This window comes from Mucilaginibacter sp. UYCu711, assembly GCF_050433825.1.
Classification (GTDB): domain Bacteria; phylum Bacteroidota; class Bacteroidia; order Sphingobacteriales; family Sphingobacteriaceae; genus Mucilaginibacter.
The window spans coordinates 807,769-829,914 of record NZ_JBNPWM010000001.1 but is presented as its reverse complement, the minus strand read 5'-3'; the positions used below and the strand labels follow the sequence as shown (position 1 = coordinate 829,914).

Annotated in this window: 18 protein-coding genes; 11 read left to right on the top strand and 7 right to left on the bottom strand. The window is 39.9% G+C overall.

From position 1 onward, the window contains the following. Window positions 1-413: 413 nt before the first annotated feature. Genes ABIB50_RS03750 through ABIB50_RS03740 form a run of 3 tightly spaced genes read right to left on the bottom strand, consistent with a single transcriptional unit; the run spans window position 414 to window position 6,139 of the window. Window positions 414-3,578, bottom strand: a complete 3,165-nt coding sequence (locus ABIB50_RS03750; RefSeq protein WP_429377383.1) for an efflux RND transporter permease subunit — start codon at window positions 3,576-3,578, stop codon at window positions 414-416. Window positions 3,579-3,604: 26 nt separating this feature from the next. Continuing rightward, entirely contained in the window at window positions 3,605-4,774 is a 1,170-nt protein-coding gene (locus ABIB50_RS03745; RefSeq protein WP_429377381.1) for an efflux RND transporter periplasmic adaptor subunit, read from the bottom strand. A 36-nt stretch (window positions 4,775-4,810) separates the two neighbouring features. Further along, window positions 4,811-6,139: a TolC family protein gene (locus ABIB50_RS03740; RefSeq protein ID WP_429377379.1), complete on the bottom strand. Its 1,329-nt coding sequence runs from the start codon at window positions 6,137-6,139 to the stop codon at window positions 4,811-4,813. Between the two features lie 354 nt (window positions 6,140-6,493). Between ABIB50_RS03740 and spt the strand changes: the two genes are divergently transcribed. From spt to ABIB50_RS03685, 11 genes are all read left to right on the top strand, one after another. Continuing rightward, the gene (gene spt, locus ABIB50_RS03735; RefSeq protein ID WP_429377377.1) at window positions 6,494-7,702 is read left to right on the top strand and encodes a serine palmitoyltransferase; all 1,209 of its coding nucleotides are present in this window, start codon (window positions 6,494-6,496) and stop codon (window positions 7,700-7,702) included. A 77-nt stretch (window positions 7,703-7,779) separates the two neighbouring features. Beyond that, window positions 7,780-8,898, top strand: coding sequence for a hypothetical protein (locus tag ABIB50_RS03730; protein WP_429377375.1), 1,119 nt, complete (start codon window positions 7,780-7,782; stop codon window positions 8,896-8,898). Continuing rightward, the gene (locus ABIB50_RS03725; protein ID WP_429377373.1) at window positions 8,895-9,881 is read left to right on the top strand and encodes an NAD-dependent epimerase/dehydratase family protein; all 987 of its coding nucleotides are present in this window, start codon (window positions 8,895-8,897) and stop codon (window positions 9,879-9,881) included. The genes ABIB50_RS03730 and ABIB50_RS03725 overlap by 4 nt, the downstream gene beginning before the upstream one ends. A 55-nt stretch (window positions 9,882-9,936) precedes the next feature. Further along, entirely contained in the window at window positions 9,937-10,389 is a 453-nt protein-coding gene (locus ABIB50_RS03720) for a phosphatidylglycerophosphatase A family protein (RefSeq protein ID WP_429377371.1), read from the top strand. Between the two features lie 220 nt (window positions 10,390-10,609). Beyond that, a complete protein-coding gene (locus tag ABIB50_RS03715; protein ID WP_429377369.1) occupies window positions 10,610-13,168 on the top strand; it encodes a DUF5686 family protein in 2,559 nt (852 codons plus the stop codon). 2 nt (window positions 13,169-13,170) lie between these two features. Further along, window positions 13,171-13,899: a CDP-alcohol phosphatidyltransferase family protein gene (locus tag ABIB50_RS03710; RefSeq protein WP_429377365.1), complete on the top strand. Its 729-nt coding sequence runs from the start codon at window positions 13,171-13,173 to the stop codon at window positions 13,897-13,899. Further along, on the top strand, window positions 13,899-14,471 hold the full coding sequence (locus tag ABIB50_RS03705; protein WP_429377363.1) for a DUF4833 domain-containing protein: 573 nt from the start codon (window positions 13,899-13,901) through the stop codon (window positions 14,469-14,471). Before ABIB50_RS03710 ends, ABIB50_RS03705 begins: the two co-directional genes overlap by 1 nt. Window positions 14,472-14,477: 6 nt before the next feature. Beyond that, window positions 14,478-15,098 (top strand): sterol desaturase family protein, encoded by a 621-nt coding sequence (locus tag ABIB50_RS03700; RefSeq protein WP_429377361.1) that lies wholly within the window; start codon window positions 14,478-14,480, stop codon window positions 15,096-15,098. A gap of 2 nt (window positions 15,099-15,100) precedes the next feature. Continuing rightward, window positions 15,101-16,039 (top strand): phosphatase PAP2 family protein, encoded by a 939-nt coding sequence (locus ABIB50_RS03695; RefSeq protein WP_429377360.1) that lies wholly within the window; start codon window positions 15,101-15,103, stop codon window positions 16,037-16,039. 14 nt (window positions 16,040-16,053) lie between these two features. Continuing rightward, entirely contained in the window at window positions 16,054-16,833 is a 780-nt protein-coding gene (locus tag ABIB50_RS03690) for a cupin domain-containing protein (RefSeq protein ID WP_429377358.1), read from the top strand. Window positions 16,834-16,846: 13 nt separating this feature from the next. Then, window positions 16,847-18,412 carry a serine hydrolase domain-containing protein gene (locus ABIB50_RS03685; RefSeq protein WP_429377356.1) on the top strand — a complete coding sequence of 522 codons (1,566 nt, stop codon included), beginning with the start codon at window positions 16,847-16,849 and terminating at the stop codon, window positions 18,410-18,412. 17 nt (window positions 18,413-18,429) lie between these two features. On the opposite strand, the gene ABIB50_RS03680 is transcribed toward ABIB50_RS03685, so the two are convergent. The 4 genes from ABIB50_RS03680 to ABIB50_RS03665 all read right to left on the bottom strand — a co-directional run bounded on the left by ABIB50_RS03680 (window position 18,430) and on the right by ABIB50_RS03665 (window position 21,767). After that, window positions 18,430-19,023: a TMEM175 family protein gene (locus ABIB50_RS03680; protein ID WP_429377354.1), complete on the bottom strand. Its 594-nt coding sequence runs from the start codon at window positions 19,021-19,023 to the stop codon at window positions 18,430-18,432. A 100-nt stretch (window positions 19,024-19,123) separates the two neighbouring features. Continuing rightward, window positions 19,124-19,921, bottom strand: a complete 798-nt coding sequence (locus tag ABIB50_RS03675) for an NIPSNAP family protein (protein WP_429377352.1) — start codon at window positions 19,919-19,921, stop codon at window positions 19,124-19,126. A 14-nt stretch (window positions 19,922-19,935) separates the two neighbouring features. After that, window positions 19,936-20,802, bottom strand: a complete 867-nt coding sequence (locus ABIB50_RS03670) for an ABC transporter permease (protein WP_429377350.1) — start codon at window positions 20,800-20,802, stop codon at window positions 19,936-19,938. Continuing rightward, the gene (locus ABIB50_RS03665; RefSeq protein WP_429377348.1) at window positions 20,802-21,767 is read right to left on the bottom strand and encodes an ABC transporter substrate-binding protein; all 966 of its coding nucleotides are present in this window, start codon (window positions 21,765-21,767) and stop codon (window positions 20,802-20,804) included. Before ABIB50_RS03665 ends, ABIB50_RS03670 begins: the two co-directional genes overlap by 1 nt. Window positions 21,768-22,146: the final 379 nt, after the last annotated feature.

The following is a 22,146-nucleotide window of genomic DNA, read 5'->3' as shown; positions in this document are numbered from 1 at the left end:
TAGTAAATAAGTAAATAGATATAAAATATTAATATCTGCACTTAATCAAATACTTTGCCACTATGCCATTTTTTAGTTTTTTTAACATTTAAAGGACAAATGTGGATACAACTGCACCTGTTAGGTTATTAACAAATGTTAATAGCTTATGCGCTGATAATGAGTAAAGAAAAGTGTAACCCTTGCAAATGATCGTACTATTAAAAAAAACAAAAAAAATTTATTAGCGTAGGTGGTTGGCAATGTCGTTATTGCTTTAAATTGTGTAGTAATTATTGGGGCTAATATCATTTATATACTGAAAAACTGTACCCTAAACTATACAAATACCTATTACAGGTAATTAAAAAATGGATTTTAAACAAAAAACGACCTTATTTTGGTAAGGCCGTTTTTTCTTATCAGATAAATGATTAATGTAGGATATCTGAATCTTCTTTATATTTTTTTGCCAACTCGGCCAGCTTTTCTTTACCATAAGCAAACCTTGTTATCAGGAAGAACAATACCGGAACGATAAATATCGCCAATGATGTCGCAGTAAGCATCCCGCCAAATACGGTCCACCCTATTGTTTTACGAGCCTCGGCACCTGCACCTGATGCAAACAGCAACGGCGCAACACCCAGGATAAATGCCATCGATGTCATAATAATCGGCCTTAAACGAAGCTTAACGGCTTCCAGCGTAGCTTTTTCAAGGTCCATACCGGCATCAACCCGCTCTTTTGCAAACTCAACAATCAGGATGGCGTTCTTGGCCGCCAAACCTATGAGCGTTATCAAACCTATTTGCGCATAAATGTTATCGGCTAATGATTTATTAAATGTCAGGAACAGTATCGCCCCGAAAGCACCCAACGGTACGGCCAATAGTACTGAGAATGGTACCGACCAGCTCTCATACAATGCAGCCAGGAACAGGAATACAAACGCTATTGATAAAGCGAAAATGTATACTGTTTTTGATCCTGACAATTTCTCCTCGCGGCTTAAGCCGGAAAATTCATAGCCATATCCCTGTGGCAGCGACTCGGCTGCAACGCGTTCTAATGCGGTTAATGCATCACCGCTACTGTATCCCGGTTTAGGGCTACCCAGTATCTCGGCTGATCTGAATAAATTATAATGTGATATTAATGGCGAGTTCTCTATCATCTTATAAGATGTAAGCGTACTTAAAGGCACCATTGTACCAGCCGAGTTGCGTACGAAGTACTGACCAAGGTTATCCATGTTAGTACGATAATTGGTATCGGCCTGGGCCAGTACCCTAAAGTTACGTCCATAAATGGTGAAATCGTTAATGTACGCGCTACCCATATAAGTTTGCAGAGCATTGTTGATATCTGATATTTGCACGCCTATCCGCTTAGCTTTTTCGCGGTCGATAGTTAACTGGTAAGCCGGTGTGCGCGCGGTGAAGAAGGAGAATGCCTTACCAATTTCTGGTTGTTTATTCACTTCTGCTACAAACTTGTTCATAACAGCTTCAAAGTTTTTGATATCTCCGCCAGCCTGTTTTTCTTCTAAAATGAATGAGAAACCGGCGGTCGAGCCAAGTCCTGGGATAGCCGGTGGTGGTATAACGGTAACATTGGCCTCTTTAAACATGCCCAGCTTTTTAGTTAGTATAGGCACCAGTTGTAATGACGTTAATTTACGCTCATCCCATTTTTTAAGCTGAACGAATATGGTGGCACTGTTTGATTTAGTAGCAAAACTAACTACGTTTAAGCCGCCTAAAGCTGCATAATGTGCAATCTCCGGAACCTTATCCAGCGTATCCATCATGGTATGCAGTAAAGCTACCGTTCGCTCGGTTGATGACCCTTCGGGCAGATCATAGGTTATATAAATACGGCCTTCATCCTCTGTAGGTATAAACCCGGTAGGCTTGCCTTTGAAAAGCAATATGGTACCTATCACGATACAAACTAATATGATGATGACGAATTTAGAATTTTTGATTCCTTTATCAACACCGTTACGATATTTAACTGTAACACGCTCAAACCAACTGTTGAATATGAAAAAGAATTTATCCAGGCCACCTGATTTAGCGTCTATCTTGTGCGGTTTTAATAATAACACGCATAATGCCGGTGTTAATGATAAAGCTACAAATGCCGATATCAATACTGATATAGCAATGGTTATGGCAAACTGCTGGTACAACCTGCCCACAATGCCGGGAACAAACCCTACCGGTACAAACACCGCAGCTAATATTAAAGCTATGGCAATTACCGGCGCGGATATATCGCGCATAGCATGCAACGTAGCATCCTGCGGCGACATGCCTTTTTCGTCCATGTAATGCTGTACGGCCTCAACCACCACAATCGCGTCATCCACCACAATACCTATGGCCAATACAAATCCAAACAGTGTAAGTGTATTAATGGTAAAATGCAATGGTATAAAGAATATAAAAGTACCTATAATAGATACCGGGATAGCTAATACAGGTATCAAGGTAGTCCGCCAGCTTTGCAGGAATAAGAACACCACGATGATTACCAGCACTAAAGCTATAACCAATGTTTCTATAACCTCATGTACCGAAACCTTTACTACGGTGATAGACTCGAACGGCACCACATAATCAACCCCGGTTGGGAATGCTTTTTTTAACTGGGCCATGGTAGCATAAACATTCTCGGCAGTCTCGATAGCGTTACTGTTTGGCGCCTGGTAAACTAAAAGGTACGATGCCCTTTTACCATCAACAAACGAGTTACCGGCATAGTTAAACTTACCTAACTCTATACGTGCCACATCTTTTAAATGTACTACAGCGCCTGTACCGGGTTGCGTACGTACAACTACATTACCAAACTCCTCTGGTTTTGCCAAACGGCCCTTTACAAGTACAGAATATTCAAAGGTTTGTCCGTGTTCCTGCGGTGTTGCACCAATAGTACCCGCCGCTACCTGCGCATTTTGTTCATTAAGTGCGGCGGTTACATCAGCAGGGGTCATACCTAACGACGCCAGCTTATCCGGCTTTAGCCAAATCCGCATACTGAAATCATCCGCGCGAGATACCACATCGCCCACACCTTTGGCACGCAGTAATGCATCCTTAATAAATACGTTGGCATAGTTATCTAAAAATGTAACATTATGCATCCCGTTAGGCGAATATATCGCCACCAACATTAATATACTTGGATTTTTTTTCCTTACTGTAAGGCCCAAACGTTGTACTTCCTGAGGTAAGGTTGGAAGGGCAATGCCTACACGGTTCTGCACGTCCAATGCTGCTATATTAATATCAGTACCTACTTCAAAATTAGCGGTCATACTTAACGCGCCGTTATTACTGCTGTTACTTTGCAGGTAGGTCATTCCCGGTGTACCGTTAACCTGGGTTTCAATTGGTGTTGCCACGGTTTGCTCAACCGTTAGCGCATCCGCGCCGGTATAGTTACCGGTTATGGTTACCGTTGGCGGCGTTATCTCGGGATATTGCCCTATCGGCAAGCTGCTGATAGCCAAAATACCAACTATCACAATTACTATCGAAATAACAATTGCCGTAACGGGTCTTTTTATAAAAGTCTCTGCGATCATCTAAATCTGTTTAAAAATAACCGTAATTAGTTCTTTGCCGGTTTAGCCGGTGGCGTTGTTGGCGCACCTAAGGCAACCCTGCCACTATCGCGCAAGCGTGCAAAACCGTCTGTTATGATCTTATCACCAGCATTAACACCATTCATGATCACAATCTTATCTGTAAGGCGCGGACCTACCGATACTTTTCGCTGCAAGGCAATAGTATCGCGTTTGGTTTTATTAGGATTTGCTTTATCGGCCATAGTAGTATCCTTTACAACAAACACAAAGAACTCGCCCATCTGTTCGGTTACTGCGCGGTATGGTATAATTACCCGGTTGCCTGATTTATTGTTCAGCACCTTTAACGCCGCACTCATGCCATCCTTTAAGATCCCCTTATCATTAGGGAACTGCACCCTTACTTTGATTGATCCGGTTTGGTTATTTACCCCCCGGTCAATAGCTAAAACTTTACCCGGCTTATTATATATAGTAACGCCGTCTGAAAGCTGGAGCCTGAATGTTGAATCGGTGCTGCTTTTCTGCAGATCATAAAAACGATTGATGTCCTGCTCGTTTATCACAATATCAACTCCTATCGGATTTTCGCTTGATACCGTATTTAACAAGGTAGTACCGGCACCTACCTGTGATCCTAATCTAACCTGAGATATACCTATCCGCCCGGTAACCGGTGCAGTAATAGTTGCGTAAGAAAGATCTGTCTTAGCTGATGATATTGCGGCTTTAGCTACTTCAACCTGGCTTTTACTACTTTCATAAACAGCGGTAGCCTGATCTACCGTTTGGCGGGCAACAGCATCATTTTTTAACAGCATATTATACCTGTCCAAATCTTTTTGTGCTTTTGACAGATTAGCATTTGCACTGGCCAAATTAGCCTGCGCCTGTAGTAATGATGCCTGGTATTTGCGCTTATCAATCTCATAAAGCACCTGGCCTTTGTTTACAATTTCGCCCTCCTTAAAATATATACCGGTTATAAAGCCCGATACCTGACTGCGCAGTTCTACGTTATTTAATGATACAACAGTTCCCTGATATTGGTCGTAATAAACGGCGTCTCCGGTTTGCGCCTCGGCTGTGTTTACGGGAGTTGGTGGTATAGCCTGTACTGCCGTGTTGTCTTTACATGATGCAATGGCTAACATAGCAACCGGGGCTAACCAAAATAGGTGCTTTTTTTTCATTTGTATGGATGGTAATTTGTTGTCGTTCAGTAATAATTATTCAACACTAAGTATGCCTAATGCTCTTTTTAAATCAATTTTGCTTGACAGTACCTGGAACAGTGAATTGTAGTAATTCAATTCTGATGTACGCAGATCAGACTGCGATACAATAACATCCAGGTAAGTTTTTACGCCTTCGCGGTATTGCAGGCTTACTACATTATATACATCCCTTGCCAGGGCAACGTTTTGTTTAAGCGTTTGGTAATTGTTGTAATTACTCTTATAACTGGCTAATGCCTGTATATACTGTGTGCTAATCGTGTTTTGCGAGTTAACAATATCCAAATCTGTCCGCTGGATCTGCAACCTTGCCTTGCTCAGGTTCTGCAATCGCCTTCCACCCTGGAAAATAGGCAATGTCAGTGATAACCCTGCATAGCCGGTGGGAAAAGCATTGCTGTAAAGATCAGAAGCATGGGTATTTAGATATGCTAAATTATAACTACCTATAGCCGATAGCGAGGGCAAAAACCCCCAGCGGTAATAGTCGACATTAAGGTTTTTAAGGTTCTTTTGCGTTTGCAATAACTGGTACTCTATCCGGTTATTTACATTCAACGTTTGGTTGGTATCTATAAAGGTCTCTTTTTCGTAACTGGTCGAATCGTAAGCAAGGCTTATATTCTGCGCCGGGTTTACCCCCATTATTTGTTTTAGATAAGCAAGCTTGCTGTTAATGGTTTCGGTAGTTTGTTTGCGTACAGCCAGCTCATTGTTTAAGGCTATGGTAGCTTGTTTATAATCTATTTTATCAACAACCCCTGCCTGGTACCTGTTGTAGGCATCTTTTAAACTTCTTTGCAGGCGGGTAATATTCTCATTAATAATATTAAGTTGTTTTTGCGATAACAGCACATCAAAAAAAGCCTTGCTGACATCTGATACTACATTGATCTGGCTGCTTTGGGTATTTTGCTCATAATATAACCGTGAGTATTTAGAAGCTTTTGAGGCAAGCAATACATCATTATTATATATAACCTGGCTGGCCTGTAATCCTAAGCTCGAAAACTCGTCAATACTTGATACCACACCCGGCGTAGTTGAAGCAACCGGGCTTCCTTTAAAATAATGGTTATAAGCAGCTGAGGAATTTAGTTGTGGCAACCAGCCCGATAAACCTATGCGGATATCGCGTTCATTTATCTGCTGATCTATGGCAGCTTGCCTTATAGCAGGTTGGTTGCGTAACGCATACAGGATACTTTCTTTTAATGTTACAACGTTAGGTATACTGTCAGCACCGCTTTGAGCAAAAATTGAAGTGGTATTTAAAATAAGGATAAAATTAATTATCAACAATAAGTGTATTTTTTTCATATATAGAAATGATCGGCGGATCTGTAAACAAAAATTCAGGGAAGGGGAATCCTGGTTTTTTCCGTCTAAATTATTAGGAAGTGCGAATATGAGATATTGAAAATTCAAACAGAAATATGCCTCAAGATTTTTACGTAAATACTACATAAAACCTATCATTAACGATGTTATTAGCGGTTTTTTTAAAAAAATGAAAAATAAAGGCGTTATTTAAACAAAAAAATTAATTAATTTGCCGAGTGGGAAATGCATTACACTTTGAGAAAAGTGGAATGTTTAAAAAAATTACATACTAAATATAGGTTATAAACTTATTCATGGTATTTTTACAAAAAATTTAAGCAGGGTTAATACATGGTTAAAAAACTACATGAGAAAATTGCGCAATTTAAAGATGCAGCAATGATCAGGGAGAAAGGACTGTATCCTTACTTTAGGCCTATTGAGTCTGGACAGGATACGGAAGTAATTATAGATGGCAAGCGTGTATTAATGTTTGGATCTAACTCTTATCTTGGCCTTACCAATCACCCAAAGATCAAAGAAGCATCTAAAAAAGCAATTGACAAATATGGTTCAGGATGTGCAGGATCAAGATTTTTAAATGGGACACTTGATATACATGTTGAGTTAGAGAAGAGATTGGCAACCTATGTTGGTAAAGAAGATGCTGTACTATTTAGTACAGGTTTCCAGGTTAACCTGGGTGTTTTATCATGCGTAACAGGCCGTAACGATTATTTGATATTAGACGAATATGATCATGCCTCTTTAATTGACGGCAGTCGTTTATCATTTTCAAAAGTTATAAAATATGCCCACAATAACATGGCAGATTTAGAGCGCAAGCTGGCCATGTTGCCAGAAGAGGCTGTAAAGGTTATTGCTGTTGATGGTATCTTCAGTATGGAAGGCGATATTGTTAAATTACCAGAGATTGTTGAGTTAGCTGATAAATACGGTGTTAACATTATGGTTGACGATGCCCATAGCCTGGGTGTTATTGGCCACAATGGTGCAGGTACTTCGTCGCACTTTAATTTAACTGATGATGTTGATCTTATAATGGGTACTTTCAGTAAATCATTAGCATCATTAGGAGGCTTCATTGCTGCTGATCATGCTACGATTGATTACATGAAACATCGTGCCCGTTCATTGATGTTTAGTGCAAGTATGACCCCTGGCTCTGTGGCCAGCGTTATAGCTGCTTTAGATATTATAGAGTCAGAACCTGAGCGGATCCAGAAACTTTGGGACAATACCAACTATGCTATGAAATTGTTGCTGGAAGAAGGATTTGACCTTGGCCCTACAGAAAGCCCTATCCTGCCTATCTATGTCAGGGATAACGATAAAACCTTCCTGGTTACCAAACACCTGCAATCATCGGGTGTATTTGTTAACCCGGTTGTGTCGCCGGCAGTGCCGTCCGATTCGTCTTTACTGCGTTTCTCATTAATGGCAACGCATACATTTGCGCAAATTGAAGAGGCGGTTGAAAAGATAACTAAAGCCTTTAAAGATGTGGGCGTTGAACTACACGTTAAAGAAAAAATATAATTAAACACTATATAGGATGCGGCCATTTAAAAGATGGCCGCATTTTTTGTTTACTACCAATAAACTCTACCATCCACATGAAAAAGATAATACCGGTAATTTCTAAACAGGAACTTACAGCATTTATTGATTTCCCGCATGACCTGTACCAGGATGATCCAAACTATGTGCCTGAATTATTTATAGCACAACGCGATCTGTTAACCAAGCACCCTTTTCATAAGCATAATAAGCTACAGTGTTTTTTAGCGTATGATGGGGATAAAATAGTTGGCCGGATAGCTGCTATTTTAAACAATGCCCATAACGAGTACAATAACGTAAACGACGGATTCTTTGGTTTTTTTGATTGTATAAACGACCAGGACACCGCCAACCTCCTGTTTAAAACCGCGACAGATTGGTTAAAGGACAATGGCATAACCGGCAAATTTTTAGGGCCGGTAAATTTTTCGACCAACGAGCCATGTGGTTTGTTAGTTGAGGGTTTTGACAGCCCCCCCGTATTAATGCAAACCTATAATGCGCCTTATTATGCCCGTTTAATAGACGGTTTTGGTTTTGAAAAAGACGTAGACCTGATTGCCTGGCATTGGGATGGTAATAATTATGATGATAAATCGGTAAGGCTGCTTAATGCTTTGCAGGAGCGCTTAAAACGTAACAACATCATCATTCGTAAAGTTGATCTCAAAAACTTTAAGGAAGAAACAGTAAAACTTCGGGAAGTATATAATTCGGCATGGGATCAGAACACAGGCTTTGTGCCTTTAACTGACGAAGAGTTTGATTGGTTAGCAAAAGACTTAAAACTGATACTTGACCCTGACTTTGCGTTAGTTGCCGAGCAGAATGGCAAAATAGTAGCCTTTGGTTTAGCATTGCTTAATTATAACGAGATATTCAGGACCATAAAAAAGGGGCGCTTATTCCCTACGGGGATATTTAAGCTACTGTTTGGCAAAAAGAAGATCCAAAGTTTGCGCATTTATGCCCTGGGCGTAATTGATGGGTATCGTAAAATGGGGATCGAGGCTGTTTTATATGGTACCATTATTAAAAATTATACTGCAAGAGGGCTAAAATGGGCCGAAGCCGGTTGGACACTGGAGAACAACACCCTGATCAACGAGGCCATCATCGCTATAAAAGGAGATCCTTATAAAAAGTACAGGATGTACCAAAAGCAAATATGAAAGAGAAGGTTTTAATAACCGGTGCCAGCGGCTTTGTAGGTTATCACCTTATCGTCGAGGCGCTGCATAATAATCTCGAAGTATATGCTGCGATCAGGAAACACAGCAAGGTAGAACATCTTAAAGATCTGCCCGTAAAATATGTGTACCTAGATTACAGCGATATTGAATCTTTAAAAACTGAGTTGCAGGATAAGCAATACGATTACATCATTCACGCTGCAGGCGTAACCCGCGCTATATCAGCCAATGAGTACGATCTGATAAACGCTGATTATACCGCGAACCTGGCCAATGCCGCTGTGCAGTCGGGCATTAACTTAAAAAAGTTTGTACTGATAAGCAGCCTTGCTGCAATAGGGCCCTTAAAAAGCATAAATGGTATCATAACCGAAGATACCCAGCCCAATCCTATTACAGCCTACGGCAAAAGCAAGCTATTGGCCGAGCATAAGCTAAGAGCAATAAAGGATTTAAATTATATTATTTTACGCCCCACCGCAGTGTATGGCCCGCGCGATACGGGAATTTTTATCTTCTTTAAACAGGTAAGCAAACGCCTTGAAGCCTACATTGGCCGTGGCGTGCAAAAGCTAAGCTTTATTTATGTAACTGATTTAGCCCGGGCCAGCGTAAGGTCGGTATATGCCGGCGGTAACGGCAGCTACAATTTAAGCGATGGCAATTTTTATAATAAGTATGAATTGGGCCAGCTAACCAGGACTATTTTGAATGTTAGAACGCTCAAAATTCATCTTTTGGTAAATTTTGTAAAATTAATAGCGGCTGTATCAGAAAAAGTAAGTTCTTTGAGAAATACGGCCCCTATCTTAAACCTCGAAAAACTTGACGAGTTAACTGCGATTAACTGGTCATGCAGTATTGAACTGGCAAAGCACGAGCTTGGATTTTACCCACAATATCCATTAGCGGCAGGTTTAACCGAAACGCTAAAATGGTACCGGGATAATAAATGGCTATAATAACGTTATCTACATTACCAGTTATAATTAATTAACTATTAAAGCTAATATATATATGCTGTTTCATAAACTGGCCGCTACTGTTTTTGGCATTGGTTACTTAGGTAAAGGTGTTGGGACAATAGCGGCCTTTTTTGGTTGTATATGCTGGTATTTTCTTTTTAAAAATGACCCGGTTATCCCCTACGCTATCTTGCTTATTGCTTTGGTAACAGCCTTGGGTATATGGAGCGGAAATATGGTTGAGCCATTGTGGGGCAAAGACCACGGCCGCGTAGTTATTGATGAGTTAGCAGGCATGTTTATTAGTGTTTTATTTGTACCTGTTACTATCCCCTATATTTTAATTGGCTTTATCCTGTTCAGGTTTTTTGATATTTTAAAGCCCTTGCTTATCCGCAGGCTTGAAGCCTTACCCGGGGGCTGGGGGGTTATGGCCGATGATGTGCTGGCAGGTGTATACGCCAATATCGTATTACAGATAATCGTATGGCTGAAATTTTTCTAATGTCAGCGTTTAGTAAAACCTGTTAAATTTTGTTAATTCCACGCCTTTATTTGACTTTCTGACCACAGAAGTCTATAGTATTTACTTACCTTTGCCACCTAATTATCAAGCTTGATAACGTGCCTTACGATAGCATAAATTGCTTCAAAACTTATTCTGCAATATAAGCGTAAGTTCTAAAAACAAGGGGCCAGCAAACCAAGTTTGTATTTGTAAATACATGGATTTTAAAAGTTTATACCGAAAGTTTTCATTTATAGCTTTCTTATTATTTTTCACCTCAGCATTATTCGCACAGTCTACACGCGTTACCGGTGTTGTTACCGATGGCGGCACTAAAAATAATGAGCCAATGCCCTTTGTTACCGTGGGTTTTGCGGCAACTACTATTGCCGGGCCTACAGATAATGACGGCCGCTATTCTTTGGCAACCAGCAGGCAGGTAACACAGATCAAAGCAAGCTTTATAGGTTACAAAGATGTTATTATAAACATTGTACCGGGTAAAGCTCAGGTTGTTAATATAAGGATGATTCCTTCGCAGCAGGAGCTTAACGAAGTAGAGATAAAATCAGGTAAAAAGCCGCGTTATCGTAACAAAGGCAACCCTGCGGTTGAACTAATACGCCAGGTAATTGCGCACAGGGAACTAAATCGCCCGGAGCATTATAATTATGTGGAGTATAAAGAGTACGATAAGATGCAATTCTCCATCGCCAACCTGAGTTCCAAGATAGCTGAGAAAAAATTCTTCAAAAAATACAAGTTTGTTTTAGATAACCGCGATAGCACAACCGTACCGGGCACATCATTACTACCGGTATTTTTGGATGAAAAGATCTCGCAATATTACTATCGTAAAAATCCAGAGAAGGAAAGAACAGTAGTACTTGGCCAACGTAATGTTGATTTTGGCGGCGCTATAGATAATGAAGGTATCGGCCAGTTCTTTAAATACATGTATAACAAGGTCGATATCTATGATAACAGCATCAACCTGATCACCAATAACTTTTTAAGCCCCATTGCTAACGGCGCCCCTACTTTTTACAAGTATTTTATATCTGACACCATAACTACCGAGGATAATAAAAAACTGGTTGAATTGAGCTTTACGCCGCGTAATACCCAGGATTTGCTTTTCCAGGGTAAAATATATATTACGCTTGATAGCAATTACGCTGTGCAAAAAGCCCAGTTAGGCATTAATAAAAACATCAACCTTAACTTTGTTAAGTCGATGACTGTCAACCTTGATTTTGAGAAAAGCCCTGATGGCCGTTATCACCTGAGTAAAAGTAATACACTGGCAGATTTTGGTACAAATAAAAAGAAATCAGGTGGTTTTTTTGGTGTACGTACACTTACGTATAAAAACTATGTGGTTAACAAACCACAGGTTGATACCGCTTACGTTGCAAAACCTGATGAGTCAGAATTATCAGAGGAAGTAAAGCATAGAAGCGAGCAATTTTGGACACAAAACCGTTTAGATACTTTAACCACGGCCGAATCAAAAGTTTATAAAAACATTGACAGCTTATCGCACATGAAGTCGTTTCAGCGCACTGTGGATATTTTGACACTGTTATTTGCCGGTTATAAAACTTTTCCGGGATTTGAGATCGGTCCATCGAATACATTTTACAGCTTTAACCCGGTTGAGGGTTTAAAATTACGATTTGGCGGCCGTACCACGCCTGAGTTAAGTAAGCGTTACTATTTTGAAACATACGGAGCCTACGGTTTCAAGGATAAAAAATGGAAAGGCTTTTTAAGCGCTACTTATTCACTTAATGATAAGTCTATCTATAAATTCCCTCAAAATTACCTAAGGGCAAGCTTTCAGCGCGATACTAAGATACCGGGCGCAGCTTTACAGTTTGTGCAACAGGATAACTTTTTGTTGTCATTTAAGCGCGGTGTTAATGATAAGTACTTATATAATGACTTTTATAAGTTTGAATACATGCATGAATACGAGAGTCATTTCTCATACCAGCTATTATTAAAAAAATGGACACAATCACCAGCCGGGTCTTTATACTTTATTAATAATACAGGTAAGATAAATGATCTTACCACATCAGAAGCTACGTTAACATTACGTTATGCGCCCAATGAGAAATTTTTCCAGGGCAAAATTTACCGCAGGCCAATACCTGGACCAGACCCGATAATGAGCCTTGATTATACGCAGGGTTTCAAAAACGTATTTGGCGGCGCGTATAATTACAGGACAGTACACATGCGTATTGATAAGCGTACTTACTTATCGCAATTTGGTTATGTGGATGGCTTTATCGAAGGTGGAAAAACTTTTGGCCAGGTGCCTTACCCATTGTTAACCATTTTCCGTGCTAATCAAAGCTTTAACTACGACTTGTACTCATACAACTTAATGAACTTTTTAGAGTTTGTGAGTGACCAATACATATCAATAAATCTTGATCAGCATTTTATGGGTTTCTTTTTCAACAAGATCCCGTTGTTAAAGGCGCTTAAACTACGCGAAGTTGCATCATTTAAAGCTATTTATGGGCAATTAAGCAACAACAACAACCCGGTGCTTCATCCTTCATTATATCAATTCCCGGTAACAAGCACCGGCGAACCGATTACTTATTCATTAGGCAGTACGCCATATGTTGAGGGTAGCGTTGGTGTCGAAAATATATTTAAATTTATACGGGTTGATGCGGTTAAGAGATTTAATTATCTGGATCATCCAAACGTGTCGCCATTTGGTATACGGGTAAGAGCAAAATTTGATTTTTAATAATGGAACAACAAACATCCATACGTACAAACCTGCAGTTAGGTATCTATAAGGTTATAGACCCTTTTGTTAAAGTTTTAATAAAACTGGGCCTTACTCCTAACGCGGTTACCTCAATCGGTTTTGTATTAAACATTGGTGTTGCTGTAATATTTATTATAGGTGGCGAAGAAGGCAATCGTGGCGATCTGAGCTATATAGGCTGGGCAGGCGCGCTTATTTTATTTGCCGGCTTATTTGACATGCTTGACGGGCAGGTTGCGCGCTTGGGTAATATGAAATCGACATTCGGCGCTTTATATGATTCAGTATTAGACAGGTATAGCGAACTGATCATGTTTTTTGGCATATGTTATTACCTGGTTGCCCAGCACTACTTTTTAAGCTCGATATTTGCTTTTATAGCCTTAATTGGTTCAATGATGGTAAGTTATGTAAGAGCCCGTGCAGAAGGTTTGGGCATTGAATGTAAAGGCGGTTTAATGCAACGGCCAGAACGTGTGGTTACTATTGGCTTATTTGCCATAATATGCGGTGTCAGTTCACAATATATTGGTGGTAATTATAAATTATATGCGCCCGGCATAAAGTATCATGTTTTTGAAACCATGTCTATCTTTACTATTCCTATTACCATACTGGCTGCATTAACAAATATTACCGCGTTTAACAGGTTAAGAGACGCAAAAAAAAGCCTTGAGTCGCAAGAAAAAAATAACGTTACCAATTGATGAAATTATCTGTTATATTTTTATTAACTGCTTTTTGTTCTTATTTACCGGTAAGCAAAAACGTTGATAAACCAGCAACCAAATCCACTACAGTTATTACTGATGCTGAGGATAAATTTCCTATACCGGCCGAAAGCGTGGGCAGGTTGTTTTATATGCAGCGTACTGCTAACACCAATACCATTATTTATGAATTAAATGCACCCGGTGGTAAGATAGATGACGAAAATCCGTTACATGTATATTGGATAAGATATGCAGAAAAAGGGCAAAAAGAAGAACTGAGTTATATACAGCGTAAATTTGCTTATGGCGTAATAACAAAGAAATTGGCGAACGATCAATTTGATGTCAGATTTGTATCATACAAAAAATTTCCATTGCTTTTGATGAAGGCAAACGACGGAAAATATCATATCTTCGCAACAGTTGCGCAAAAACAAATGATGCTTAACCGCTTATTTGTAAAAATAGAAGGAGGCTCTTTCTGGTTACCAAACGTGGTATATGTAGAGCTAAGAGGAACAGATCAAAACACAGGCAGAGAAATTATAGAACGTTTTAAACCCTGATTTACTATGGCAAAAAATTTCATATCAAATTCACAGGAATCAACAAGAATGTTTAAAAGCGACCTTTTGGAAGCTTTATCAAAAGTTCATTACCTGGTACCGGTATTTATTTTTGTACCGGTTATGTTGGCCAGTACTTACATAGCGTTCTTTGTAAAAAACATTGGCATAGTAACTTATATTGAGTTTTTCTTGATCGGCCTTTTTGTGTGGACATTTACAGAGTACATTATGCACCGCTTTGTATTCCATTATGTTCCAAAAAACAAACTGGGCTTACGTTTGCACTTTATTTTCCACGGTGTGCATCATGATTATCCAAGCGACGCAAAACGCTTGGTATTACCCCCATCAGTTAGTATACCTTTGGCTACCGCGTTTTACTTTTTGTTTGACGCTATATTGCCTGCTAATTACATATTTGGTTTCTTCCCGGGTTTTATATTGGGTTATTTGTTTTATGATATATCGCACTATGCTATACATCATTTTAACTTTAAAGGTAACATCTGGAAAAAAATAAAACAGCACCATATGCTGCACCACTATCAAGCCCCGGAAAGAGGCTTTGGTGTAAGCTCTCCGCTTTGGGATAAAATTTTCCGTTCAGACTTTGTTAAGAAATAATAATGAGTGCAGTGGTTAATCATGGCCCGGTTGTAAATGCCAGATCAATAATAACCGTTACGCTTTTATCTGTTGCTTACCTATTACTTTCTTCATGGGTTGTCGGTTTTAAATCAGATCAGGTAGTATTGCTGGTTATATTTAACGTATGCTTCTACCTTTCTGCCATTACCCGCAAGTTTATTTTGGGTTTCAGTGTTTTTATTGTGTATTGGATCCTGTTCGATTACATGAAAGCATTCCCTAATTATAACGTAAGCACCGTACATATTGCCGACCTCTATAATTTCGAAAAACATCTATTCGGAATAAATTACCGGGGGCACCTGCTTACCCCTAACGAATACTGGAAGATAAACGCTACAACTATATTGGATATCATTGCCGGCTTGTTTTATATCTGCTGGATCCCCGTACCGCTTGGCTTTGGCGCTTATTTATTTTTCAAGAACAGGCGCGAGTTCCTTTCTTTCGCCATGACTTTTTTGGTGGTTAACCTTTTAGGATTTGTAATATATTATTCCTTCCCTGCTGCACCGCCCTGGTATATCCAGGAACATGGTTTTGTTTTTCTTCCGCACACACCAGGCAGTACCGGTGGATTGATAAGGTTTGATCACTACTTTAACGTTAATATCTTCCAGTCGATCTACCAAAAGGGCTCAAATGTATTTGCAGCAATGCCATCGCTGCATTCGGCCTATCCTATTATCGTGGTTTACTATGCGTTTAAAAATCATGTAGGCTTTGGTAAGTTTATTTTGGCCACCGTTATGGTAGGTATTTGGCTTACCGCTGTTTATACCAGTCATCATTATATTTTAGATGTTTTGGTGGGGATCTGTACTGCTATACTGGGCATCAATTTATTTAATGTACTTTTTTCTAAAGTACCTGCACTCACTCAATTTTTGGATAATTATGCTACATTTATAAGTTAATTATAACCTTATAAATGAAGCTTTTACTTACTGTTTTTATACTGGCTGTGTCGGTATGTGCTATAGCGCAAACCAATATGTTACCGTCTGGTGTTTACAGCCCGGCAAAAGCCATAAAACTTAGTAGCGATGTAGAGGAAAGCCAGGTATTAAAAGGCACAACTTTAGACCTGCAGACACTTGATATTTACACAATAACGCTTAACGCGGGTAAAACTTATACCCTGCCGGTTGACAATAACCTTGAACAGTTAATTGTTGTAAAAAATGGTACAGTTAGTTTAATACTTAAAGATACCGCACAAACAGTTGGCCCCGGCAGTATTGCATTAGTTTTAGCTGGTGATCAGATCAGTTTTAAAAATCATTCAGATAAACCTGTAAGCTGGTTTGTTTTAGGTTATCAGTCAACAAATCCGGTAAATATCCAACGTGGTTACAATGCAGGTCCGTCATTTATTAAAAACTGGGATCTGCTGAAGGTCAATAAATCTGTGAAAGGCGAAACAAGATCATTGTTTGACAGGCCAACATCTATGTTTGAGCGTTTTGAAATACATGCGACAGCGCTAAACCCTGGCTATGCAAGCCATGCCCCACATACTCACCGTGTTGAAGAAATAATACTAATGTTAACCGGCGGCGTATTAGAAACTATAAATCAGGATCTGAAAGATGCACATGCAGGCGATTGTATTTACCTGGCATCGGGCAGCTTGCACCGTCCCATAAATAACAATAACCAACAATGTTATTATTTGGCTATTCAATGGCATAATTTAAAAACCGATTAATAAACCTATTATCATGTCCATTCAACGTAGAGATTTTTTAAAAAACACCGCTATCGGTGTTGCCGGGCTTAGCCTGGCACCTATATTTGGCCAGTCTTTATTTGCATCCCCGGCAGCTTACACTTTCCGTAAAAGTACGCCCGAGCAACAGGGTATCAGTTCGGCAAGCATATTAGCGTTTATTAATAAAGCAGAGGCAGGTAAACTTGGGCTGCATAGCTTATTGGTTATCCGTAATGGCAATGTAGTTGCCGAAGGCTGGTGGGATCCCTACAAACCAGATCTAAAACATGTGTTGAATTCATTAAGCAAAAGCTTCACCTCAACAGCCATAGGGTTTGCCGTGAGCGAGGGTTTATTGAGTGTAGAGGATAAAATAACCAAATTTTTCCCGGATGATATACCTGCAAACCCTGCACCATATTTAATAGATATGCAGGTAAAACACCTACTTACCATGACCACCGGGCACGATGCAGATACCGCGGGACCTATGCGCCGTGAGAATGGAGTTTGGACAAAGACCTTTTTGTCAACCCCTGTTACGCATCAGCCGGGTACCTACTTTTTATATGATACCGGGGCAACTTACATGCTATCGGCCATTATAACTAAAGTTAGCGGCAAAACCTTATTTGATTATTTAACCCCAAGGCTGTTTAAACCATTAGGAATAAGCGGGATCGATTGGGAAGTTAGTCCGCAGGGTATTAACACCGGTGGCTTTGGTTTGCGTGTAAAAACAGAGGATATTGCTAAGTTAGGTATGCTTTACCTGCAAAACGGAATGTGGAACGGTAAACAGGTATTACCTGCAACTTGGGCGCATGAGGCTACAACTTATAAAGTACCAAATACGCCTGTGAAAGGACAGGATGTGTCTGTTAGCGATTGGCAGCAGGGTTATTGTTACCAATTTTGGCGGTGCAGGCATAACTTCTTTCGTGGTGATGGCGCGCAGGGTCAGTATTGTTTGGTATCGCGCGACCTGAATACGGTAATAGCTATAACCAGCGAAGTCCAGGACATGCAGAAAACACTTAACTACGTGTGGGATTATTTACTCCCGGGTATAAAGCCCTCAACTTTGCCTGCCGATATCGCTAACCAAAATGCTTTAAAACAAAAATTGGCCACCTTAACATTATTACCGGCTAAGACTGATTTCGGGCAAAACACCCAAGCACAGGTATCAGGTAAAATTTTTAATATTAAAGACAACGCACTTACTATAAACCAGGCATTAATAACATTTAATGCTGATGTGTGCAGCTTTGTATTAAAAGGTCCCCAAACAGAACAAAATATAACCTGCGGACTAAACAAATGGATAAAAGGCGAGACTCCAACACCTGGCGTATCAACTAAAAATAATACAGCCAGAAAGATTGTCGCTGCCGGTGTTTGGACCACTGATAAAACATTCGTAATTACCTTACAATATTATGAAACACCAAACTCCGACCTGATAATCTGCAATTTTGAAAACAACGCTATCAGCATAAAATTTCTGGCAGGGATAACTGCTAATAATGGTGGCACCAGAGATAGCCGACCAGTATTGGAGGGGACAATATAAAACATACTAAAGGTTGATTAATGATTATGTTGATCATCCGCCAGTCTTTTTTCTATTCTCCTGTCGGGGATAAACCACATGCAGGCTACCAATATATATAAAGCCAAACTTAAATAGGTACTTATCCATGCCAATGCGATAGCCGAAAAGTAGCAAGCAATGGAGATCTTTCCTTTCCAATCACCGCCTACTGCGTCAGCAAGCAGAGATTTCTCTCCTTCATGTTTAACTAATAATACCATGAGGATGGAATAGGCTATAGCATTCATTAAAAGTACAAATCCATATAAAACAACGGGCCATATCTCACTAAAATGGCTTTCGCCAAGCCAGTTAGTTACAAATGGCACTACCGATAGCCAGAATAGTAAGTGCATATTTGCCCAGAGTACAGACCCATTTATTGATTTTATGGCGTGCAGCATATGGTGGTGATTATTCCAATAAATACCAACGTATACAAAGCTCATTACATAACTGGCAAATACAGGCCACATTGGCTTTAAAGCTTCAAGGTCGTGTCCCTGGGGTACCTTTAGTTCCAATACCATTATGGTAATGATGATGGCTATAACGCCATCACTAAAAGCCTCAAGCCTATTTTTATTCATACTAACATTAACCGGTCTCATAATGATCACAAAATAACAAAAAAGCGCCGCACACTAATGTATGCGGCGCTTTTTTTGTTGTGTTATTTCCTAAACTGATTTAATAATCAGAATAATCAGCAGGATAAAGAAACAAGCTTTCGGATTTCGATACATTCTTTTGGTACTCGGCCATTTTTCCTAATGCTTTAAATTTCTCGTCAGCGAAAAATAACTTCCATTTATCTTTATTGTCCTGTAAACCGTTAAATGTGGTCATATACATCAGGTTTGGCATATGGCTACCGGCTATAACTTCGGCATAAAATATGGCGTTAAAGTTGTAGCCTTTAAATATGCCTATCTCATCGCCCACATTAAACATTTTTACTTTACTGGCATTATATTTTTCGGTGGCGCTTTCATAACTGCGCAACTCGTAGATTCTATCAGCTTTCTTTGCCGTTAGATTTGGCATACCGGGTTCCGGTGCTCCCGGGAACGCGCGGAGCACGATAGTTTCTATTCGGGTATAGGCTGAATTGTTAGATGGTGCTTCCAGATAATCTTTACCTGCCTCGAGATATTCCTGGTCTTTCAATAGCTTTTGATCAGTGTTTTCTAATGCGTCCCAGGTTTTGTAGGGTATGTATACGTAGATCTTTTTATCCAGGCTATCCTGTTTTAATACTTTAAAAACACCTACGTTTTTAACACCTGCCTTGTGTAAGGCTGGTATATAAGCGTTTTGGAAATAGGCGTCTAAGCGGGCTTCCTGTGCTGCGGTTTTAAAGTGATAGATCTTTATCTGGTAATAATACTGTGATGCAGCCCGGACATAAAGGCCGGAAAACAAACAAGTTACAAACACAAAAAGTGCTACAAGCACCGCAGGGCAATTTTTATATAATACTTTCATTTTTATTGGATGGTTTAATCTTTAACTCGGTATAATCGTGGTAAACTTACAATTAACAATACAAAAATTGCAGTTACCAGCTGTAACAAATTTGCATCAACACCTATGTTCAACGTAATAGCCAATACTAACTGAAATATGACCGCACCTGCCAAAACTAACGCCAAAATTACCCAAATAGATACCACATGTAACCAGTTAATCAATACCTCAGCAATAATAACCGACCCCAACCCTATTATCACGACGCCTATGCCCATATTAATATCGGCAAAGCCCTGGAATTGGGTTATCAAATAACCGCTTACAGCAGTAAGTGCATTAGCAAGTGCTAAACCGATGATCTTCATTCGGTCGGTATTAACGCCTAACGCTCTTATCATCGATTCGCTGTTACCCGTAGCGCGCATGGCGATGCCAAAATCAGTCTTTAGCAAGTATCCTATCAGGAGCATAATGGCTAATACGATGAAACCTAATAGCAATAGCGTATTTTGATTAACATTTCCAACTATCTGCATAAATGTAAATACCGACCAGGTCCCTATCAACGGTAAATTAGATCGGCCCATCAATGTTAGATTAATGGAATATAATGCCGTCATTACCAATATACCGGCGAGCAGTGGATTGATCTTTAATTTGGTATGAATAACACCAGTTATAGCACCCGATAAACCGCCGGCAAATATTACGGCAGGCAACACCAGGTAACCAGGTACATGTCGCGTAAGCAAAATTGCAGTTACTACACCGCCTAAGGTATAGCTGCCATTGCTGGTAATATCAGGGATATTAAAGATCTTCATGGAGATATAGATCCCCAACGCTATCCCCGAAAAACAAAGTCCCTGCAATAAAGCGGTAAGGTAAAAATCCATTATTTTACAGCTTCAAAGTTTGAAGGTATGGCTATGTTATACCTCTTAACAGCAGCGGGGTTATAAACCCGTTTCCTGATCTTCACCATCTCTGGCTTCAGTCCATCTGTTTTATGCGTTTTAAGGTACTGTGCGGCTTGCAGGCCTGTCTGGTACCCCCATTGATAGATATCGGCGCCAAAGGCAGCTACAGCCCCGCGTTGCACCAAGCCTGCCTCGCTGGTGAAGATGGGTACGTTGGCCTGGTTACAATTTTTAACGATAGTTTCAAATGATGCAAACACGGTATTATCAGGGTTGGCAAAAAAGGCGTCGATATGCTTGCCTAATAAGGCCTGGGTTACCAGTTGGGCGTCGGCAGAAGAATTTAACGGCAAGGCTATCAACGTAACATTCAATTTATCAGCTAATCCCTTAATACGTTGCATCGCGTCGGCCGATTGCGGCTCGGCCTGGTTATAGATCATGCCGATTACCAGCTTAGGTCCTTTTGGCTTTAGTAGTTTAGGAATGATAGAAAACGAAGTGTCGATATATTCCAGATCCTCTACAGCACCAAATAAATTGGCAGGCGCCTTACCATCGGCACCAACAACCTTCATCCGCTCGGGCGTTGGCGACACCATTTCGAAGATTGGGATGGTTTTGGTGTTTTGTACCGCGGTGACAGACGACAGCGTGGTACAGGTTGCCAGCAAAGTCACATTCTCTGATACAAAGTAATTTACGATCTGTGTTAGTGTAGGGATATTACCCTGCGCATTACGGTATTGTATTTGGATGGTATTCTTATCTTCGCTAAAGCCATTCTCCTTAAGTGCATCGGTAAAACCTACCCTTGCTTGCGCTATGGTTGCATCTTCAAAAGCATCAACAAATCCAATTACCGGCGCCTCGTTAGGTTTGGGCGAATTACAGGCTGCTATAATAAAGGCTACTAAAATAAATGGCAGGTATCTTTTCATTTTACTAAGGTAAATAATAGCGTTGAAAACTGTGTTTGTTTCACTAAAAAGTAAAACACTTTGAAACACTCTTTTTGATAAGTAATTGAAATACAATACTTTAAAAAACAAAGTGAAACACTTTGCGACAGTACAAATACTTTAGCTGAATATATTTAACTATATGTAAATAAGCTAATTATGTTTATTTCGTACTTTTTGAATAATTAGAGTGAAACACCTGAAGTGAAACACGCCTAAACATCTTAGGTATTGGTGAATTATAAGGTGCATAGGTAGTGTGGTTAGCTGTTTCAGTCACCCCTGTTTGGGATATGTAAATAGTGTCATTATTCCCTTTTCAAACCAGTTTAACATAGTTTTTACATATTTTAGCAGT